This is a genomic window from Bacillus sp. FSL K6-0073 (assembly GCF_038006085.1).
Taxonomy (GTDB): domain Bacteria; phylum Bacillota; class Bacilli; order Bacillales; family Bacillaceae_G; genus Bacillus_A; species Bacillus_A cereus.
The window spans coordinates 4218528-4237268 of sequence record NZ_JBBOUN010000001.1; the positions used below are offsets into that span (position 1 = coordinate 4218528).

The window sequence follows — 18741 nt, forward strand, 5'->3', positions numbered from 1 at the left end:
AAACCTCCTTTAATGTATCACTGCGTCACAAGTTCATGCTCTTCCAAAAATTTCGTATTAAACTCACCTTTTACAAAATCAGGATGATCTAGCAATTGCAAATGGAACGGGATTGTTGTATGTACGCCTTCAATGACAAATTCACTAAGTGCGCGCTTCATTTTTGCAATTGCCTCTTCACGTGTTTTTCCGTGAACAATTAATTTAGCAACCATCGAATCATAGAAAGGTGGGATTGAATATCCCGGATATACAGCTGAATCGACGCGAATACCAAATCCTCCTGGTGGTAAGTACATTTCTACTTTACCTGGAGATGGCATAAATTTTTTGGCAGGGTTTTCCGCATTAATTCGACATTCAATTGCCCAACCATTAAATTGTACTTCTTCTTGCTGTAACGATAACTTTTCTCCTGAAGCAACAAGAATTTGCTCTTTAATTAAGTCCATTCCCGTTACCATTTCAGTAACCGGATGCTCAACCTGAATTCTCGTATTCATCTCCATGAAATAAAAGGTTTTCGTTTTATATTCATAAATAAACTCAACCGTACCAGCACCTGTATAATCAACCGCTACCGCCGCTTTAACTGCCGCTTCACCCATCTGCTTGCGAATATCTTCATCAAGTGCAGGTGATGGACTTTCTTCTAATAGTTTTTGCAAACGGCGCTGAATTGTACAATCACGCTCTCCTAAATGAATGGCATTTCCGTGTGTATCTGCCATTATTTGAATCTCAACATGGCGGAAATCTTCAACGTACTTTTCTAAGTATACACCAGGGTTCCCAAAAGCGGTACTAGCTTCTTGCTGTGTAATTTGAATTCCTTTTATAAGCTCTTCTTCATGGCGTGCAACACGAATACCTTTTCCACCGCCACCTGCAGTCGCTTTAATAATAACTGGATATCCAATTTGATTAGCAAGCTCGATCGCTTCTTCGGTATTTTTAATAATCCCTTGTGAACCTGGTACAATCGGAACCCCTGCTTCTTTCATTGTATCACGAGCAACGTCTTTTGTGCCCATCTTTGAAATAGCTTCTGGACTTGGACCGATAAAAATCAAGTTACATTCACGGCATAACTCTGCGAAATCTGCATTCTCTGCTAAAAATCCGTATCCCGGATGAATAGCATCGCAGCCTGTTAACTTCGCAACGCTAATAATGTTTGTCAAATTTAAATAGCTTTCTTTCGAAATCGTTGGTCCTACACAATACGCCTCGTCTGCAATCTGTACGTGAAGTGACTCTTTATCTGCTTCTGAATAAATTGCAACTGTTTCAATATCCATTTCTTTACAAGCACGAATAATTCGTACAGCAATTTCCCCACGATTGGCTATTAATACTTTTTTTATCATCACAAAGACTCCCTTATTACGCTTTTACAAGAAATAGCGGTTGTCCATACTCAACAAGCTGTCCGTTATTAACAAGAATTTCAACAATTTCGCCCTCTACATCAGCATCAATTTCGTTAAATAACTTCATAGCCTCGACAATACATACGATAGAATCTTTCGATACTCTATCCCCAACACTTACATATGGAGGTGTATCAGGCGAAGAAGAAGAATAGAATGTACCTACCATCGGTGATGTGATTTTATGTAGGTTTTCATTTTGAACAACCTTCTTCTCTTCTTGTTTTGGCGCTTCTGCTTGTGCTGCTGCTACTTTCGTTTCAACTTCAACAGGCGCTACTGGTTGCATAGCTTGTTTTGCTGCAGGTGCTTGCACAGCAACAACTTCATTACCACGCTTTTTCATTTTGATTGTTGTACCGTCTTTTTTGTATTCAAATTCATCAATATTAGAGCTATCAATTAATTTAATTAATTCGCGAACTTCTTGAATTTTAAACATGTAAAATCCACTCCCATACTCTTGTTTGTCCCGTTTTTACAGATTCTCGTCACGAAAACTAGATTGACTGTAAAAATACGATGTATTCTATTAGAAAATATATTTCATTAACTAATAGAAATATTTACTATTTCCATCTTACGATAAATTTTTTAAACATTCCAATTTATATTTCTTTATAATAAATCGAAACTCCTGTAAAAATATTATTCCAACAAAAATTTAATACCTAGTAATAATACCAAGTTTCACACGAAATTGGCAAGACCACTTCTTAAAAAACATTCACTACTTTTTCAAAACGTTACACAGCAAACATGCCATCCCCTCTACACTCTTCACACATCTATAGTCAACAACATATTTTTACCAAATATTATTTTTTTGTTTACACGCCATTCATCATTCCTTCATATAAGAATAGTATGTTCAAAGTGTAGAAAATATATTGTGTCGAGGTGTGGAAATATGATATGGCTCATTCTCTTTTTACCTGCCGTAATCGTTTGGGCATGCGTTCTTTGCATCCACGTCAAATCCGGAAAAAGTAATCATCAGTACCATGAACCATTAATCTTTTACTCACAACGTGTTTCTCCATTCCGAGTTGAACATAGTAAAAATAATTACAAAGACGAAATAGAAAAAAGCTATCGAAAATGATAGCTTTTTTCTATACACACGTTTACTTACATACTCTATTTTACTATTTGCATACCCTTTGCTTAGTAAAAGATAATAATCCGTAGGGAAATCCCTACGGATTAAGGTTTCACTTATTTCGCTGGTGGATCAAATTTCACACCTACATCTTTTGATCCGCCTTCACTTCTTACAAGTTGAATAATTTTATTTGCTTCTTTCTGTGAATGTTTTGCCGCTTTAACCGTTACTCTAATATCAGTACCATCAGCTCTTACAAGAGCATCTGGATATCCTCCTTGAGATTTAATTACTGTCTCAAGTAATTCTTGCTTCGTTTCCATTGTCGTAATGGCATCAAAATTTTCTTTCGCTTTATTCTTTTCTGTTGCTGAAGCTTTTGTTGAACTCATCACTTCTTGTAATTTTGCTTTTTGTTCACTACGCTGATCTTCCATTTGCATACGTAAAGCTGTGAAATTCTCATCACTTGATTGAACTGATACATTGCCCTCTTTTTTACTTGTTTCTTTTTTTGCATTTTCTTTTTTGTCTGTTTCTTTATTTGTTGTTTCTTTGCTTGTATTTTCTTTTTTCGGAGTTTCTTTAGGCGCTTCGTTTGTTACTGCTTTATCAGTACCTTGTTTTTCTTGTCCAATCTTTTCACCTGTTGCTGGCGATGCTGTATTCATTTTGTCAGGAGTTGTCACGTAATACACAGATAGTACAACAACTAAACTTAACATCGTTAATAACCAAACTGTTTGTTTTTTTAACACTTTATTTCCTCCCTATCAATTTTTCGGTGAAACTGAAACGCGATGGGCCGGTACATCTAGCAGCCTTATCACAGCTTCTTTTACCATTGCTTTAACTTGTATATTATCCACTCCCTTTGCTACTACAAGAACACCACGTACTTTCGGCTTCTCTGTTCGTAAAACAACAGGAGTTTCTTTATCCCCTTCACGTATAATGACAGTCTTTTCATCAAGAGACTCGTCCTCTACTTCTCTCTTACCGCCTGTTTTATCTGTTTCACCTGTTGTTTGTGAGCGTTTCACTGTATTTTTTTCTAAAATTTTTTCTTCAGATGAATCTAAATTCACTTTAATCGTTACGTCTTTTACTCCTGCTATTTCTTCTAAAGCAGTTTTTAATTCTTGTTCATACGCTTTTTCATATTTTTCTACATTTGACATACTATCATTACTTTTTTGTCCGAAAGTTGGTACGTCTTTTTCTTGGTTTTGAGTTTTTTGTTCTTTAAATACAGGTACTTCTTCTTTTTTACTTGAAAAGAGACTACTAGAAAACATAAGCAAAATTCCAAGTATGAGTAGGACAAGTAAAAACTTAGGTGTTACCTTTTTACCCTTCTCGTTGCTTTCTTTTTGATCCCCATTCAATAAGTTTCGAAAAAATGAGAACTTCGAATTTTTATCTTTATTGTCCATTTACTCTACCTGTCCTCCCTTCCATTTGAACTTGGATTTGTTTACCCTCTAGTTGCCACCTGCTTGAAAAGAAATCTTTCATTTCTCCATTCGTTTCTTCCACTTTTTTTGGAGGCTCTTTCGTGTTAATTTCAATTGGCTTTACTGTTTCGATTGCATCATTTTTACTACGTTCTTTTTCTTTCAACGTCACAACAACAGATTGAATATCTTTCGCTGACTTTACTTCTTCTATATTTTCTGCTGCGACTATTTGTATTTCAGAGACAGTCATACCATACTTTTTCTCAAACTCTTTTCCTACTTCTTTTTTCATTTTGGTAGCCATCTCTTCTAAACTATATGCACGTGTTAGAGCTTGTATTTCTTTTTTCTTCGAATCTATTGAATTTTTTACAGATCCTTCTGCTACGTACTTTTCTTCATTAAAATTTGCAATTACTTCATTTACATCTGTCTGCAATAGTTTAAAAAGGGGTGTTAAAATTAATACGACTAACAAAAGACTTACAACGAATTTAACGTATTTTTGCAAATTCGAATTCGGAAGAATAAGATGAAGCATTGTCGCTAAGAGCAAAAAAACGATAATATTTCTGATCCACTCTGTAACAAATTGCATACTCTTCACCTCCTACCGCATCATAAGTGTAATATTCCCCGCAGCAATAATAATTGTAATACTTAAAAAGAACATAAATGATACGATAGCTAAGCAAGCAAATACGTAAATGATGCTTCTTCCAATAATGTCTAAACATTGAATAATTGCTCCGCCGCCAACCGGTTGTAATACTGCTGCTGCGAATTTATAAATAAATGCAATACAGAAAATTTGAATCGCAGGAAAAGCAACAATTAAGCATAAAATGACGAGCCCAATAATTCCGACTGTGTTTTTCAATAATCCTGATGCGCTAATAACAGTATCTGCCGCTTCCGTAAACATTCTTCCAACTACTGGAATGAAGTTTCCTGTTACAAATTTAGCAGTTTTCACAGCTATGCCATCAGCAACGGCTGTCGCTGTTCCTTGTACAGATAATACCCCTAAAAAAATCGTTAAGAAGATACCGATAATCCCAACGCTAACGTTTTGCAGAAGCTTGGACAATTTTGTAACTTTATATTGATCACTCATTGTACTTACAATACTTAATATCGTTGCCAGTAATAAAAGCGGTAGAACGATATAATTCATAAGAAGCCCGCTTGTATTCATTAAGAAAATGATAATCGGATGAAAGAAAGATACAGATACAACCCCGCCACCAGTCGCTATAAGCGCCAATAAAATTGGCAATAGCGCTAATATGAAATCTACCATTGTTTGTATCGTTTCTCTTGCATATGTCATAACGACATAAAAACTATTTAAAGCAAAAATAATAAGTACCATATATACAACAGCATCAGCAATTTTACTTACACTACTTTTTGAAAAAGCGGATTGCAGTGATTGCAACAATGCACTAAAGATTGTGAGCATAATGAGTGTGCCAAGCAGTTTTCCATTAGCTGCAAGCTCATGAAATAAATATTTTAATAACCCTATCATCCACTCTTTTAGAGAGAATTCTTTTTCTCCCTTTACAAACTCCATAAAACTCCCTTTTTGACTCTCTGGCAAATAGCCACCATATTTTGTAACAAGCCCGTCCCAAAATTGCTTCACATCTTCAATTCCGAGCTTATCCAATTGTTGATCAACGACGTTTGTTTCTACAGGAGAAGCTTGTACAACAACCGGTAAAGAAAAGAAAAGGAAGCAAGCAAATAGCAGCTTAGCTCCAAACCTCCTCAACATTCACTCCCCCTTATCCCGTCGGTAAAAATCCGAGAATAGTTTCAATTACAACCGTCAAAATAGGAATTGCCATAACGAGAATTAAGATTTTCCCAGCAAGTTCAATTTTCGAAGCGATGGCACCTTGACCAGCATCTTTTGTAATTTGAGCTCCAAACTCGGCAATATAAGCAATTCCAATAATTTTTAGTAACGTTTCCACGTAGACGTTGCTAACTTTCGCTTCACTCGCTACTCTCTCAATCATTTGTAAAATAGAATGAATTTGATCGATTAAAATAAGAAACATCACGCTACCTACGAACACAATAAATAAAGATGTAATACTAGATTTATGCTGGTTCAAAACAGCAGCTAAAAACGTAGCAACGAGGCCTAATCCGACAATTTGTATAATTTCGATTCGAACCGCCTCCTTTACTGGAAGAGAAAGACACTTTTAATCTTGTCGAATAGCGTATTAATTAAAAATGCAACATGAAATAAAATGACGACAAAACCGACAAGGATAACCCAATTTGCAATATCCTCACGCTTCAATTCTTTTAGTACAGTATGAATGAAAGCTAAAACAATGCCGATTCCGGCGATTTGAAATATTAATCCAACATCAATGGACATCGCCTTTCTCCCCCCTATAGCAGTAAAATTACAATAAGTAGCCCTGCTAGTACCCCTAAGCTCTTAATCATTTTTTCGTATTGCAGTTGTAAAGCTTTCGCTTCCTCTTCTTCTCTCTCCAAATGTGTAATACATAAGCGAATATGTTTTTGTTGTGATTCACGATCATGTTGCCCGAGCGTTTCACCAAATTGCTGCAGTATTTCATACTCGGTTTGTTGAAAAGCCGTCAACTTCCAATTCTCTTTCAAACTATCTATCCAAGCTTCCCTTACTGTTTGTTCTCCACTTTCTAGTTTTTTAGCGAAACTTTGAAATATCCAATTTAATGGCTTTGGCATTTGTTTAACTAATCGCTCGGCAGCCTCAGATAAAGGTGTGTGTCCATACATAATTTCTGCCTCTAATGATTGAAGTGCTGATTTTAATAACCTAAGTTGCCTCGGTCTCTCACTGTATCTTTTAGCGTACGAAAACCCGAAAAAGGTGCTGACCGCAACGATTAACACTGCACCAAATATTTTCACCATACGCCCTCAGCCTTTCTATTTGATAACACTGGTTTTCCATATTTATCTTTCACCTGCATAACCGTTCCTGGACCCCTCGCTTTTGACAACTCCACAAACCTATCAAATATACCAAGCTCTAGCACTGCCTTGAGCGATGGACGTCTCACAACATCCTCATAGGAAAATCCGTGTGCGCTTATAAAAAGCTGGACACCTGCATGCACTGCCTCCATAATTGCTTCACTATCTTCTTTACGGCCAATTTCATCTACGATCAAAATATCAGGACTCATAGAACGAATCATCATCATCATTCCTTCTGCCTTTGGACATGCGTCTAACACATCGACTCGGGTACCAAAATCATATTGCGGGATCCCTTTCACACAACCAGCAATTTCTGACCGTTCATCAACGATCCCCACTTTACAGGAAGGAATTTCCGAAGCACTTACCCCTTGACTCATGCAACGTGCTACATCTCTTAAGAGTGTCGTTTTTCCCGTTTGGGGAGGGCCAATTACCATCGTGTTTAACCACCTTTTTTCATACAAATATGGCAAAAGCGGTTCAGCAATCCCTATTTTTTGACGAGCAATACGAATATTAAAGGAAGAGACATCACGAATCATTTTCACTGCGCTTTTTTCTGTAATGACTTTTCCTGCTAACCCGATTCTATGCCCTCCGCGAAGCGTCACATACCCACGTTTTAATTCCTCTTCCATCGTATAAATTGAGAATTGACTTAACTTATTCAATAAGTAAATAGCATCCTCTGCAGTAGTGATATAGTCATAAAAAAACACCTTTCCGTGTGCAATACACTCTAGCGGCCTTCCAATTCGAACACGAATTTCCTCTAAAGCATCGTATTGCTTACATTCTTCAATTAAGTACTTCATCGTTTTTGGTAAAACTTCTAATACCTCTTTCATCGGCTTCTCCCCACTATACTCGACTTACTATTTCAGTAATGCGATAAAAATACAGCAAATTCCAAGCGCTAGAAAAAAGAGCTTCAAGAAAGAAATTTCACTTGCTACACTCGCTATCCCAATTGTCATTGTTAAAATTAATACGGTAGGTCCAACAAACGCCAACATACCATTTATAAACAACGCTTTCTTCGCATCATTCACATAAAGCATAAGCAAAGCAGCAAATATCTCCGCACTACCTGAAAATAATCGAAGTGCCCCCATAACAAGCACGGATGTTTCCATTGCCGCTAGCCACTGTTTCATTCTTCCACCTTCTCCCGTAACAGTTACTAACTTCGTATTCTAAAAAAGAATATATTTGTACAACCATATGCAGAGGTTGTCTATTTCAGAAGTAAAAACATAATTTTTCTCTAAAGTCTGAATTAAAATCTGAATATTCATATTATTTAACGGTATATTATGGTATATTTAGTTTAAAAGAGGTTTAAACCATGCAGCACGTCACTTTATTACCACTAGATTTATGCTATACAAATGTGATTTTCGAGCTATCAAGTGATCCACATATAAAAAATGCATTGGGGATAACGGTAGAAAATATCGAAGACACGAAAACATTTCTTCTTTTCGCAATAGAAGAAGAGCGTCAAAAGAAATCCTTATCGAGAATGATTGTGAATGAAGAAAATGAAATAATTGGCCTCACCACACTTAAACATATTAATAATGAGAAAAAGCAATCTCACATTGGTAGTTGGCTCGGCTATCCGTACTGGGGAAAAGGCTATAACGAGGCTGCTAAAAAAGAAATCTTTAAAATCGCCTTTTTAGACTTACAACTTTCCTACGTATTTGCTGGTGCTAAAACGAATAATATCCGCTCTTTAAAAGCACAAGAAAAACTACCTTATATTTCATTGCATGTGGAAAACAAGTTTCCAGACGAACACGCTGCACTAGAGAAAGAAGTAAAGTCACCTTGCTCTCTGCATGTCGTGTCACGTGAAAATTTTTTAAACTGGTTGAAATTAAAGAATGAGGGGGAAAAATATGAAGGCATTGAAAGTTAGTTTAACCGTTGTAGTAGAATTAGCTCTTATTTATCTTTTTTCATTATTGGTCGGTTGGTCATTTATAGAGACCTTTTTCCTTGGTAGTTTAGCAATATTTGCAATTATGTGGTTAATTATTATGAGTAACCATAGAAATAACATTACAGATCACGCAATAAGTAAAACATTAACTGGCGTTGAGACTGGCGAAATAAAACCATTTCAAATTGTTTTGACTCCATCTATTATGGGTACTCTTTCACTTGTTTTAGTCAGTTTTATAATAACAGCTATTTACTATCTACCCTATTTCCTATAAAAAAGCACTCGTGAATTATCACGAGTGCTTTTTTACTATGCACGAGAAACGTATTTACCTTCACCAGTGTTGATGATAAGCATTTCGCCTTCGTTAATGAAGATTGGTACTTGTACAACAAGACCAGTTTCCAATGTAGCTGGTTTTGTTACGTTAGAAGCAGTATCACCTTTAATACCAGGCTCTGTTTCTGTAACTTGTAATTCAACTGTGTTTGGAAGTTCAACACCAAGTACTTCGCCTTGGTAAGTCATGATTGCTACTTCCATGTTTTCTTTTAGGAATTTAAGCTCGCGCTCGATTTGTTTTTCACCAAGTTCGATTTGCTCATAAGTTCCGTTATCCATAAATACGTGAGCCTCACCGCTTGCGTATAAGTATTGCATACGACGGTTTTCGATGTGTGCTTTTTCTACTTTCTCACCTGCACGGAATGTTTTCTCTTGAACAGAACCTGTGCGAAGATTACGTAGTTTAGAACGAACGAATGCAGCACCTTTACCTGGCTTTACGTGTTGGAAATCAAGTACTTGCCAAAGGGCATTGTCCACTGAAATTGTTAAACCTGTACGAAAATCGTTTACTGAAATCATGTAAAAAAATCCTCCTGTGTATTACAAAATAATAAGTTCTTTTGGTGATTTCGTAATTACTTCATTACCTTCACTTGTCACAATGATATCATCTTCAATACGTACGCCGCCAATACCTGGAATATAAATACCTGGTTCTACTGTTACAGCCATACCTGGTTCAAGTACTGTATGAGAACGGAATGCTAAACCTGGTGCTTCATGGATTTCAAGACCTATTCCATGACCAGTAGAGTGTCCAAAGTATTCACCATATCCTTTTTCCGTTATGTAGTCACGCGTTAGCGCATCAGCCTCGCGACCTGTTAAACCAGCTTTAATACCGTTCACACCACGTAGTTGTGCTTCTAAAACGATATTATAAATTTCTTTTAATTTATCAGATGGTTCACCGACTGCAATCGTACGAGTAATATCAGAGCAATATCCTTTGTAATAAGCGCCGAAGTCTAATGTAACGAAATCTCCTGTTTCTATCACTTTTTCAGATGCCACGCCGTGCGGTAATGCCGAACGAAGACCTGAAGCAACGATAATATCAAACGAAGAAGATGTTGCTCCTTGTTTTCTCATGAAAAATTCAAGTTCATTTGACACTTCAATTTCAGATACTCCCGGGCGAATGAATGATAGAATATGCTCAAAGGCAGCATCTGCAATCTGTGCAGCTTCCTTTAATATCTTAATCTCTGAATCAGTCTTTATCAAGCGTAACTTTTCTACAAGTCCAGAAGTCGGGATAAATTCAGCATCAATCGCTTCCTTATGCACTGAATAAGAACTATATGTAAGAGTATCTTGCTCAAAACCAAGCTTTTGAATTCCAAGCTCTTTCACTTGCTTTGCCACTTCATCAATGATCAATCCTGCGTGCTGTACAACCTCATATCCAACCGCTTGTTTACTTGCCTGCTCGACGTAACGGAAATCTGTAATAAATTGAGCACGATCTTTTGAAATAAGAACAACGCCTGCTGTTCCTGTGAAGTTAGCCATATATCTACGACTATGTTCATTTGTTAACAAAATACCGTCAATACCAGCCTCATCAAATGCACTTCGTAATCTTTCAATTTTCTCCATTACTTTATGCCTCCCTCAATTTCTCCATTAATGCAAATAACGCTAACTTATAGCCATAAAAACCAAATCCTACAATTTGACCTGCACAAACAGCTGCTGTCACAGATTCATGACGGAACGATTCACGCTGATGAATGTTAGAAATATGTACTTCAATAACAGGAATCGAAATGCTCGCAATGGCATCACGAATCGCATAGCTATAATGCGTAAATGCTCCCGGATTTAAAATGATCCCTTCATATATATCTTCCGCTTCATGAATAATGTCGATAATGGCACCTTCATGATTCGATTGGAAACATTCTAACTCCACTCCCATTGTTTCTGCTTCTTGCTTCATATCTGCTTCAAGTGTCGTTAGCGTGCCCTTTCCATATACATTTACCTCACGAACACCGAGGCGATTTAGGTTAGGACCGTTTACGAGGAGTAACTTTTTCATATTCTTAAAACTCCTTAATATTAAATATCTATACAATATTTTAACATAGGAGTTACTTATTTGAATAGTTCGTCTTCTCTTACCCTTCTTGTTCTGCTTTATTGCTATTTACTGCGTAAGAAACAGAATATGCTATAAACACACCATACAATATAAAAATACATATTGTCGTCACAATTGTCTCTTTTGGTAAATGGAGCGCACTTTTAATAACAGGAGCCATTAAACCCATCCCCAAAAACAGTAGTGCCCACCAAAATAGCCCATAAATAATTCCCGCTATAATCCCTTCAAACTTTGCAAAAAATGCTTTATACAAAAAGGCAATTAAAATTGAAAGAAGTCCCATACACACTATTCCGAACACATTGCCCCATACACCCTCTTTCCAACTTCCAAACGCAAATGGTAAAAGGAAATAATTCGGGCCCGCCTCCGTGAATGAAAATATATGAAGGAAATACCATATCCCGCCCCAAAAGATTCCACCAAACAAACCAATCTGCACAAAATTCCTTGTTCCTAATTGTTCTTGACTCACATCGACACCTCCGCTCAATAGTATGCCCGAAACTATTTTGAAGCATGTTTAAATCCTGCGAAATTTGTCTATAAAAAGAATAAGAAATGTCCGACTCTCATAACATTTTCCCTTGTCATCTACTTGTATTTGCCGATAAAATAAAGGAAACTCGGTGATTGTCTTATTTCAAAACGACAGAACCCAGTATGACAATTGCCTCTTTTTCTACATAAGAGAGAAACAAATACAGGTTGGTGTTAACATGACAGAAGAGTCAAAACAAATATATGGTGGGCAAGCGGTCATAGAAGGAGTTATGTTTGGCGGTAGAGAATATACTGTTACAGCGGTTCGTCGTAAAGATAAATCGATTGAATTTTATCGATTACCACGCGTTCGTAATAAAGTACTATCTACCCTAAAAAAAATTCCATTTTTACGAGGGATTGCCGCTATTGTGGATGCAAGTGCGAATGGAGCAAAACATTTAAACTTCGCTTCAGAACGATTTGACGTCCACCCAGAAGATGATGAACAAATTGCAAATAAAAAAGAAGAACAATCAAAATTAACGATGGTATTAGGAGTTGCAGCTGTTGGCGTTTTATCTTTTATATTCGGTAAAGTCATTTTCACAGCAGTTCCTGCACTATTAGCTGAATTAACGAGACCGATTTTCCCATCTCATACTGGGCAAATTATTGTCGAAAGTGTCATTAAGCTCATGCTATTATTGAGCTATATATACTTTATTTCTTTAACCCCACTTATTAAGCGGGTATTTCAGTATCACGGTGCAGAGCATAAGGTAATCAATGCTTACGAGAATAACCTTCCTCTGACTGTAGAAAACGTTCAAAAGCAAACTCGTCTCCATTATAGATGCGGCAGTAGCTTTATTATATTTACAGTCATTATTGGAATGTTCGTTTATTTCCTAGTCCCTACAGATCCTCTTTGGGCACGAGTTATAAACCGAATTTTATTAATTCCAGTTGTACTTGGTATTTCTTTTGAAGTATTGCAATTTACAAATCGATTACGAGATATTCCTGTATTACGCGTACTTGGATATCCTGGATTATGGCTACAACTATTAACAACGAAAGAACCAACAGATGATCAAGTGGAAGTAGCAATTGCATCGTTTGAAGAATTATTACGTTTAGAGAACAAACAATAATTATTTAAAAATGGTGTTCAACTCCTTTCCTCATCGTTAATATACTAATTTTAATATACGTTTTTAGGAGGTGTCCCTTATGAACGGTCGTTCGTTTACTTTCGCTATATTTGTGCTTATTATCGGATTGGCAATATTCGGCCTTGTTTCATCTGTTATTACAAATCCCATGGGTGTATTAAGAAATATCGGGTACATGTTACTTGTTGTCGGTATCTTTTACTTGCTATACAAGATGTTTACAAATTCCAATGGTTCTGCAAATTCACAAAGCTCATATAAGCGTGCGGCAAAACAATCGAACCGCAAACATGGGAAACAAAATGTAGCACCCCTAGGCAATTCTTTCTTTAAGTCAAATACTTCTAATGACAAAAGCAAAAAAGGGAATTCTCCCACTTTGAAACGAAAAAGAAAACAGTCTCATTTAACTGTCATTGAAGGCAAAAAAAGCAAAAAGAAAGACCGTGCTTCCTTTTAGGAAATACGGTCTTTTTTTATACTTTGAAGTACTTCTTTTAAACTTTTCTCTCTCATACTTTCAATTCGAAGATGATGATTTTCAAATGGTAAATTCCTTGTCACATCATTAGGTACAACAACGCACGTTAATCCCGCTGCAACCGCTGCTCTCAATCCATTTAATGAATCTTCAAATACAACAGCTTCAGACGGCTTAATTCCTAATTCTTCTATTGCAACTCGATAAAGAGCTGGATCTGGTTTTACCTTCTCAACATCTTCTCTCGTTTTAATCACTTCAAAATATTCTCGAATCTGTAGCTCTTCTAAAAAATGAATAACCCATTCTCTAGACGAACTAGAAGCCAGTGCGATTTTCAATCCCATTTCTTTCGCTTCTTCTAAATATTCTTTTACCCCGTCACGAGCTTCTGGTATTCTCATTTTCTCTTTATGTAAAGTTGCCACTTTTTCTTTTAATGCACTTTTGTTAAACTTCTCTTTTAATTGATCATTTAAATATGTATAAAGTACCTCATCTGTTGTTCCAATACATTTCGCAAATTCCTCTAAAGGTAGTTCCCCGCCGTATTCACGAACAGCATCTCTGAAAGAGTGAAACCATATCGTTTCTGTGTCCACAATTAATCCATCAAAATCAAAAATAATTGCTTTCATAATTCTCCCATCCTTTTCGAATTGAAATAAAAAAGGAAACGCCATACGTTCCCCTTAATTACTTTTCTCTTCATTTGCTCTTTGAACACCACGAAGTGTTTCCACTCGGACTGCATCTTGTTCAAAGTATTCCACTAAATCACCAATGCGATCAATTGCTTCCCAACTTAAATGATGTTCAATTCCTTCTACATCATTGTAAATTTTACTTTCATCCACACCGATAATACGCATAAATTGCTCTAGCAAGTCATGACGATATACGAGACGTTCTCCGATTTTTTTACCTTTTGTTGTTAATACAAGCCCTCTATATTTTTCATAAATTAGATATTCATCTTTGTCTAATTTTTGCACCATTTTTGTTACAGAGGATGGATGTACACTAAGCGCTTCAGCAATATCAGATACGCGGGCGTAACCCTTTTCATCAATCAACAAATAAATTTGTTCAATATAATCTTCCATACTAGGGGTAGGCATCGGTTTCCTCCATCCAAGTTCATTTTGCTTATTCCGTACGAAGCAATCAATAAAATGATACACCAGAAAGAATAACGTGACAAGTTGAAAACGAGCCTAAATATATAAAACAAAAAAGAATCTGTATTTGCATACAGACCCCCCTTAAGTAAAATATTGTATTTCTGCATTAGGAAAAAACTCATTTATATAACCTCTTATCGTTTCTTTTAATACTGCTGCATCATCCTTTTTATATACATATTTTCCGATGGTTTTGGAAAACGATGCTGAATCAATTCAAACGTTAAATTTGGTATCGTCATATCTTTGTCGCTCAAATAGTTTACGGTTCCTTCTTCCCATTCTTCATGCATTTAAATTGGCGCAACTATAAAACCAAGTGGATATTCAAGTGCCTTTCGTTCAAAGTAAACGAGCTTTGGCATAAATGGTCTCATATGCTTTTCGCCCTCTCGTTAGTATGGGGGACATTAAAGTTTTCCACCCCAGTAACTTGCTTTGCAAGTTACTGAATGTTATAATTTGGATGCCAGCTACCTTGCAATGCAAGTTACCTGAATAAAAGGTGGTGAAATCATGCACAGCCAAATGTTAAAAGGCGTGCTCGAAGGGTGCATCCTATACATCATTTCACAAGAAGAAGTGTACGGATATGAACTGAGTACAAAATTAAATAAACACGGATTTACATTTGTAAGCGAAGGAAGCATATATCCATTATTGTTACGTATGCAAAAAGAAAAGTTGATTGAAGGAACATTAAAAGCTTCCTCACTCGGTCCAAAGCGAAAATATTATCACGTAACCGATAAAGGATTAGAACAGCTTGAAGAATTTAAACAAAGCTGGGGGATGGTTTCAACGACCGTAAACAACTTATTATTACAAGGGGAGTGATAGGGATGAATGCACAAGACGTGATTGAATTGAATAATAAAAAACGTGAGCTTCTAACTTCCGAAAACGAAATTGCTTATGGTGATATGCTAGTATATCTTCGGTTATCTAATGTACCCGAACATCAAGTGGAAGAACTTTTGTTAGAAATATTAGACCACCTTATCGAAGCACAAGCTGAAAATAAAAATGCTTATGACATTTTCGGAAATGATTTACAATCTTACTGCGATGAACTTATAGCTGCTTTACCCGCCCAAACAAAATTAGAAAAAACTTCTTTAATTGGTTTTGTTATTAGTTTACTCCTTGCTATACAGTTTGGCATAAATGCAATTATTTCATTTTTTATGTTTCTCTTTGAAAAAAATAATACATTATCAAGTCCGCCTTTTAGCATCCTTGGAACTACTTTGTCTGTTTCAATAATTATACTAGGTATATTATTTATTTTATATTTATTAAAGCGTTACTCCTTTGATCAGAAAATGAATTGGAAAAGAAAAATTCTATTTGGATTCGCATTTGCTACTCCATTTTGTTCCGCTGTATTCTTAAATATTTATTTTCAAAAGCAACCTTATCTCATTTATCATCTAACCTTTTGGCAAAACGCCTTAATCGCAATCTTATTTTTTATTTTATATAAACTACTATACAAAAAATCAAATTTTTAACAGCCCTTCAAAAGGCTGTTTTTTCTTCTGTCTAATTTTACAAATTGAAAAATTTCATAAAGAAAATAAGAAAAATGCAAAATAATTAAAGTTAATTGTTGACGTGATGCTTTTATTATCGGTATCATAAATCTTCGTGAGCAATTATTTTTCGTTATACGATTTTTTTATTATTACTGAATTTTTGAGAGGAGAAATTAGATGTCAGTTAAGAAGAAAACGCAAGTACGCACCGGCAAAATGGTACGTGAACTAATGTTAGCAGACGAAGATGTAAATGCTTCGCTAATTATGGTATATAGTGAAAACGGTGTAAACGCAGAAATTAAAATCGAGGGCTTAACGCCGAAATGTAACGAAGAATTATTTTTGAGCGGAAACGTGGATTGGAACAAGAGTGTTATTTATAAAATTGTTGATTTCACTGGAAACGCTGAAGTTGGTAAAGTTACATTAACAGCGATGAACAAAAACAATGTTTCTCTAGAAATTGAACGCGTTATGTGGAGTAAAGAAAATAAAGAAGCTGCCGAGCAAGAAGAAACACAGGTAGAAGCAGCACCGAAAAAAGAAGTAGTTGTAGAAGCTCCAAAAGCAATTACACCTGCTCCTAAGCCTGTTACGCGTGTGGAAACACCTGCTATGGCTAAGCCTACGCCAGTACCGACACCGAAGCCAGTAAGCGTAGAAGCAGCTGTAGAACTAGTTACTCCAACGCCTGTGAAAAAAGCAGTCCCTACTCCAGTTACAAAGCAAGAGACAGCACCGGTTGCTCCTGCAAAACCGAAGCAGCCTGCTTTGACTGAAACAAATTCAAAACTACAAGAAAATTATGTTAAACTCGTGAAAAAGACAATTGAAGTTTGTCAAGATTACGAGCTTGGCATCGACATAGATGATTCTATTGAAAGCTTAAAAGAAGAACTACAAAGCCAAGGTATTAGCGTTACATTTGACAAAGAAATTATGGACGTTGTAAGTCGCCTTCGTTCTTTACAAGATAAAGGAATCAAAGTAGAAAAAGTACTTAATTTACTATAAAAAAATAAGAGGTGGCTATCGCCATCTCTTATTTTTTATAATTCCACTCATTACTTTCATACTTTTCTTTCGCTAACGTTTGAACTTCATGTAACTGTTCTTCTGTTAATTCATATGGAACAAGTTCTACATCTAATCCTTTTTCAAAGCCAACTTCAAACGCTTTAATTAACTGCTCTATCGTAAATGTACGGTCTGTTAATTCATTAATTGCTACTGCTTTAGAAGAGAACATACTCTTCATACGTTCCTTCACACGTTCATTTGGGAATAAAAATAGATCATATAGTTCATCTAAATCAATTTCTAATGGAATCGATCCATGCTGTAAAATAACACCTTTTTGACGTGTTTGAGCACTACCAGCAATTTTTCGTCCTTCCACTACAATTTCATACCAAGATGGTGCATCAAAACATACGCCTGAACGTGGATTTTTTAAATTTTCACGATCTGCTTCTGTTTTTGGAACTGCATAATAGGCTTCTAACCCTAATGCCTTAAAACCATCTAATAAACCTTGCGAAATAACACGATACGCTTCTGTAACTGTTTTCGGCATATTCGGATGATCTTCAGACACAATAACACTATACGTTAACTCTTTGTCATGTAGTACACCCCTGCCGCCTGTTTGACGACGAACGAATCCATATTTCTTTTCGTTAACTACATCCATATTAATATCTTTTTCAACACGTTGAAAATATCCAACTGTTAATGTTGGTACTTCCCATTCATAAAAACGAATTGTTGGTGGCATTTTCTTGTCACTTTGCCAATTTAATAAACATTCATCTAACGCCATATTAAATGCCGGTGAACATTGACCAGAGTTAATATAACACCATTTTTCTTTTCCCATCCTGCACCTCATATAACCAATTATTTTTCACATTCTCTAGTCTACCAAATTCGACAAAATTTGTGAAAGAATACGAAATTTCTTCTTATATGCAAATGAATCTGTTGCATAAATACATATGGGCATTATAATATTGAAAGTAGGATAAGAAAAAAGGGAGCGATAGAATCGTGTCAACAACTTGGATTATTTTATTAGCCGTAATCGTAGCATTTATCGGCTACACTGTATGGATGTACTTCTATCAGAAAAAATTAATTAAAACTCTTACAGAAGAAGAATTTCGCGCTGGCTACCGTAAAGCACAGCTTATCGATATTCGTGAAGCAGACGAATATAACGCAGGGCATATTTTAGGTGCACGTAACATTCCGTTATCACAAATTCGCCTTCGCCATAAAGAACTTCGTAAAGATCAACCTGTTTACTTATATTGCCAAAGCGGATTCCGTACAGGTCGTGCAGCGCAATACTTAAAAAAACAAGGCTACAAAGATTTCTACCAATTACAAGGTGGATTTAAATCTTGGACAGGCAAAATTAAAAAGAAATAATAACATACAAAAAACTAGCTGA

The 18741-nt window shown here is 36.0% G+C and carries 27 protein-coding genes and 1 pseudogene; 9 read left to right on the forward strand and 19 right to left on the reverse strand.

Annotated features, from left to right (window positions below):
• Positions 1-17 precede the first annotated feature (17 nt).
• Positions 18-1370 carry an acetyl-CoA carboxylase biotin carboxylase subunit gene (gene accC / locus MHB52_RS21715; RefSeq protein WP_000592870.1) on the reverse strand — a complete coding sequence of 451 codons (1353 nt, stop codon included), beginning with the start codon at positions 1368-1370 and terminating at the stop codon, positions 18-20.
• 16 nt (positions 1371-1386) lie between these two features.
• The gene (gene accB / locus MHB52_RS21720; RefSeq protein ID WP_000472861.1) at positions 1387-1875 is read right to left on the reverse strand and encodes an acetyl-CoA carboxylase biotin carboxyl carrier protein; all 489 of its coding nucleotides are present in this window, start codon (positions 1873-1875) and stop codon (positions 1387-1389) included.
• Positions 1876-2343: 468 nt separating this feature from the next.
• Here accB and MHB52_RS21725 point away from each other — a divergent pair, with 468 nt between their 5' ends.
• Positions 2344-2538: a hypothetical protein gene (locus MHB52_RS21725; RefSeq protein WP_002000935.1), complete on the forward strand. Its 195-nt coding sequence runs from the start codon at positions 2344-2346 to the stop codon at positions 2536-2538.
• A 113-nt stretch (positions 2539-2651) separates the two neighbouring features.
• On the opposite strand, the gene MHB52_RS21730 is transcribed toward MHB52_RS21725, so the two are convergent.
• The 9 genes from MHB52_RS21730 to MHB52_RS21770 are packed head-to-tail and all read right to left on the reverse strand — an operon-like array spanning position 2652 to position 8161.
• The gene (locus MHB52_RS21730; RefSeq protein WP_000914710.1) at positions 2652-3296 is read right to left on the reverse strand and encodes a SpoIIIAH-like family protein; all 645 of its coding nucleotides are present in this window, start codon (positions 3294-3296) and stop codon (positions 2652-2654) included.
• A 15-nt stretch (positions 3297-3311) separates the two neighbouring features.
• Positions 3312-3974 carry a stage III sporulation protein AG gene (gene spoIIIAG / locus MHB52_RS21735; protein WP_000368890.1) on the reverse strand — a complete coding sequence of 221 codons (663 nt, stop codon included), beginning with the start codon at positions 3972-3974 and terminating at the stop codon, positions 3312-3314.
• Positions 3964-4596 carry a stage III sporulation protein AF gene (gene spoIIIAF, locus MHB52_RS21740; protein ID WP_016111659.1) on the reverse strand — a complete coding sequence of 211 codons (633 nt, stop codon included), beginning with the start codon at positions 4594-4596 and terminating at the stop codon, positions 3964-3966. The genes spoIIIAG and spoIIIAF overlap by 11 nt, the downstream gene beginning before the upstream one ends.
• A 12-nt stretch (positions 4597-4608) precedes the next feature.
• On the reverse strand, positions 4609-5781 hold the full coding sequence (gene spoIIIAE / locus MHB52_RS21745; protein WP_000946110.1) for a stage III sporulation protein AE: 1173 nt from the start codon (positions 5779-5781) through the stop codon (positions 4609-4611).
• A gap of 10 nt (positions 5782-5791) precedes the next feature.
• The gene (spoIIIAD, locus tag MHB52_RS21750) at positions 5792-6175 is read right to left on the reverse strand and encodes a stage III sporulation protein AD (RefSeq protein WP_077393170.1); all 384 of its coding nucleotides are present in this window, start codon (positions 6173-6175) and stop codon (positions 5792-5794) included.
• A gap of 23 nt (positions 6176-6198) precedes the next feature.
• Positions 6199-6402, reverse strand: a complete 204-nt coding sequence (gene spoIIIAC, locus MHB52_RS21755) for a stage III sporulation protein AC (protein WP_000020914.1) — start codon at positions 6400-6402, stop codon at positions 6199-6201.
• A 14-nt stretch (positions 6403-6416) separates the two neighbouring features.
• A complete protein-coding gene (gene spoIIIAB / locus MHB52_RS21760; protein WP_000238702.1) occupies positions 6417-6932 on the reverse strand; it encodes a stage III sporulation protein SpoIIIAB in 516 nt (171 codons plus the stop codon).
• On the reverse strand, positions 6926-7852 hold the full coding sequence (gene spoIIIAA / locus MHB52_RS21765; protein ID WP_000665905.1) for a stage III sporulation protein AA: 927 nt from the start codon (positions 7850-7852) through the stop codon (positions 6926-6928). Before spoIIIAA ends, spoIIIAB begins: the two co-directional genes overlap by 7 nt.
• 27 nt (positions 7853-7879) lie before the next feature.
• Entirely contained in the window at positions 7880-8161 is a 282-nt protein-coding gene (locus tag MHB52_RS21770; RefSeq protein ID WP_000816050.1) for a YqhV family protein, read from the reverse strand.
• Between the two features lie 191 nt (positions 8162-8352).
• Here MHB52_RS21770 and MHB52_RS21775 point away from each other — a divergent pair, with 191 nt between their 5' ends.
• Both MHB52_RS21775 and MHB52_RS21780 read left to right on the forward strand, forming a co-directional pair.
• Complete coding sequence (locus MHB52_RS21775; protein ID WP_016118619.1) at positions 8353-8931, forward strand: GNAT family N-acetyltransferase; 579 nt, start codon at positions 8353-8355, stop codon at positions 8929-8931.
• Complete coding sequence (locus MHB52_RS21780; protein WP_000645695.1) at positions 8912-9232, forward strand: hypothetical protein; 321 nt, start codon at positions 8912-8914, stop codon at positions 9230-9232. The genes MHB52_RS21775 and MHB52_RS21780 overlap by 20 nt, the downstream gene beginning before the upstream one ends.
• Positions 9233-9267: 35 nt before the next feature.
• Here MHB52_RS21780 and efp read toward each other — a convergent pair whose 3' ends face one another.
• From efp to MHB52_RS21800, 4 genes are all read right to left on the reverse strand, one after another.
• The gene (gene efp / locus MHB52_RS21785; RefSeq protein ID WP_000626516.1) at positions 9268-9825 is read right to left on the reverse strand and encodes an elongation factor P; all 558 of its coding nucleotides are present in this window, start codon (positions 9823-9825) and stop codon (positions 9268-9270) included.
• A 21-nt stretch (positions 9826-9846) separates the two neighbouring features.
• Positions 9847-10908 carry a Xaa-Pro dipeptidase gene (gene pepQ, locus MHB52_RS21790; RefSeq protein WP_000411041.1) on the reverse strand — a complete coding sequence of 354 codons (1062 nt, stop codon included), beginning with the start codon at positions 10906-10908 and terminating at the stop codon, positions 9847-9849.
• A 4-nt stretch (positions 10909-10912) separates the two neighbouring features.
• Positions 10913-11353: a type II 3-dehydroquinate dehydratase gene (gene aroQ / locus MHB52_RS21795; RefSeq protein WP_000735147.1), complete on the reverse strand. Its 441-nt coding sequence runs from the start codon at positions 11351-11353 to the stop codon at positions 10913-10915.
• 79 nt (positions 11354-11432) lie between these two features.
• On the reverse strand, positions 11433-11894 hold the full coding sequence (locus tag MHB52_RS21800) for a YqhR family membrane protein (RefSeq protein WP_000076880.1): 462 nt from the start codon (positions 11892-11894) through the stop codon (positions 11433-11435).
• Positions 11895-12138: 244 nt separating this feature from the next.
• Here MHB52_RS21800 and MHB52_RS21805 point away from each other — a divergent pair, with 244 nt between their 5' ends.
• Positions 12139-13059: a DUF1385 domain-containing protein gene (locus MHB52_RS21805; protein WP_000134186.1), complete on the forward strand. Its 921-nt coding sequence runs from the start codon at positions 12139-12141 to the stop codon at positions 13057-13059.
• Positions 13060-13138: 79 nt separating this feature from the next.
• Complete coding sequence (locus tag MHB52_RS21810) at positions 13139-13540, forward strand: SA1362 family protein (protein WP_001014459.1); 402 nt, start codon at positions 13139-13141, stop codon at positions 13538-13540.
• On the opposite strand, the gene MHB52_RS21815 is transcribed toward MHB52_RS21810, so the two are convergent.
• From MHB52_RS21815 to MHB52_RS21825, 3 genes and pseudogenes are all read right to left on the reverse strand, one after another.
• A complete protein-coding gene (locus MHB52_RS21815) occupies positions 13537-14199 on the reverse strand; it encodes an HAD family hydrolase (RefSeq protein ID WP_025966333.1) in 663 nt (220 codons plus the stop codon). The two genes, MHB52_RS21810 and MHB52_RS21815, sit on opposite strands and share 4 nt — an antisense overlap.
• Positions 14200-14253: 54 nt before the next feature.
• Entirely contained in the window at positions 14254-14682 is a 429-nt protein-coding gene (gene mntR, locus MHB52_RS21820; RefSeq protein WP_001143083.1) for a transcriptional regulator MntR, read from the reverse strand.
• Positions 14683-14826: 144 nt separating this feature from the next.
• Positions 14827-15071 (reverse strand): annotated as a pseudogene (locus tag MHB52_RS21825) (spore photoproduct lyase family protein); the annotation flags it as partial.
• Between the two features lie 190 nt (positions 15072-15261).
• Here MHB52_RS21825 and MHB52_RS21830 point away from each other — a divergent pair.
• The 3 genes from MHB52_RS21830 to MHB52_RS21840 all read left to right on the forward strand — a co-directional run bounded on the left by MHB52_RS21830 (position 15262) and on the right by MHB52_RS21840 (position 17300).
• Positions 15262-15582: a PadR family transcriptional regulator gene (locus tag MHB52_RS21830; RefSeq protein ID WP_061663458.1), complete on the forward strand. Its 321-nt coding sequence runs from the start codon at positions 15262-15264 to the stop codon at positions 15580-15582.
• Between the two features lie 5 nt (positions 15583-15587).
• Positions 15588-16259, forward strand: coding sequence for a DUF1129 family protein (locus MHB52_RS21835; protein WP_061663457.1), 672 nt, complete (start codon positions 15588-15590; stop codon positions 16257-16259).
• Between the two features lie 201 nt (positions 16260-16460).
• Complete coding sequence (locus MHB52_RS21840; RefSeq protein ID WP_044795918.1) at positions 16461-17300, forward strand: hypothetical protein; 840 nt, start codon at positions 16461-16463, stop codon at positions 17298-17300.
• Between the two features lie 28 nt (positions 17301-17328).
• On the opposite strand, the gene MHB52_RS21845 is transcribed toward MHB52_RS21840, so the two are convergent.
• Entirely contained in the window at positions 17329-18165 is an 837-nt protein-coding gene (locus MHB52_RS21845; RefSeq protein ID WP_000514067.1) for a lipoate--protein ligase family protein, read from the reverse strand.
• Between the two features lie 170 nt (positions 18166-18335).
• On the opposite strand from MHB52_RS21845, the gene MHB52_RS21850 reads away from it, so the two are divergent.
• Complete coding sequence (locus MHB52_RS21850; RefSeq protein WP_044795917.1) at positions 18336-18719, forward strand: rhodanese-like domain-containing protein; 384 nt, start codon at positions 18336-18338, stop codon at positions 18717-18719.
• Positions 18720-18741: the final 22 nt, after the last annotated feature.